We start from the raw sequence: 997 nt of genomic DNA, 5'->3' as shown, positions 1-997 counted from the left end.
CGTCCGGCACCATCTCGTACGGACATTGCTTCACGTCCGTCGCTCCGGTGCACTGCGCAATCTCTTCCTGCGTGTGCCGTTCCGAAGATGGCGTCGGATTGTAGAAGTATAGCGCGTCCCATTCTTCCGTTATCACCATTCCTTCTCCTACTTTCGTAGCAGATCGGTCAAACGTCTTAATCGGCTGCAACCGCACATCCAACGCCCCCGTTACCGCTTGGGCAAGCGTTCTGGGATAATTGGTAAATGACGTGTCATTTACATAAATACAAGCCGTGCTTTCATCCACGTTCTCCGGGATGACGTAATCCACCTGTTGTCCCGTGCAGGACTGATATCTATCCGACCATTCCCCATCGCAGAACAACGCCGCATCGGACTGGTGGTTACACACATGCGGAGGCCACGGAGCTCTGGTGTTGCCCGTTACGGTAACTTGTTCCCGTTTGAGCGTTACCACATACTGCTCTTCTCCCGCTACCGCAGACCCCGCTACATAATTCGGGTTCTCTTCTACCGTTACCGTATCCCGCGTGTACGGGTTCGCATTCCCCGTCAGCGTCGTCACCGTCCCCAACGCTACATTCGTCAACGTCGCGTACGGCGCCGTTTGCCCTTCTTCATACACCGTTACCGTCCCTAAATTGTTCGTGTACCCCTTCGCTACATGTGTTTCCTCTACCGTATAATCCGCATAGTCACCCGTCGTCGAATTATACGCCGGAATCACCACATCCTTATTGTAAATGTTTACCTGTACGTTCATCGCTTTCGACAGCGTATACGATATCGTCGCTTTCGCTTCACTGTCCCCGTATACGTCCGTCGTCGATACGTCCACCACTCGGTACATGTCCACCGGGAACACCGCTGAAGCTTTGTTCGTTACCGCAGGGAACATCGCGTCTTTGCTCTCTACCGTAAACATATACGTACCAGGCGTTACCATACGACCTTGGTCATCACGCCCGTCCCAAGACAGCGTGTTCATCTGCTG

Annotated in this window: 1 protein-coding gene; it reads right to left on the bottom strand. The window is 53.4% G+C overall.

The annotated features are described in order from the left end of the window. Window positions 1-997: T9SS type B sorting domain-containing protein (locus B5F75_RS07415; protein ID WP_158093813.1), on the bottom strand; the 997-nt coding region annotated here is incomplete at both ends.

It is taken from the genome of Elusimicrobium sp. An273, assembly GCF_002159705.1.
Classification (GTDB): Bacteria; Elusimicrobiota; Elusimicrobia; order Elusimicrobiales; family Elusimicrobiaceae; genus Avelusimicrobium; species Avelusimicrobium gallicola.
Note: the sequence above shows the minus strand (reverse complement) of the source record. Positions and strands in the feature narration are given on the sequence as shown.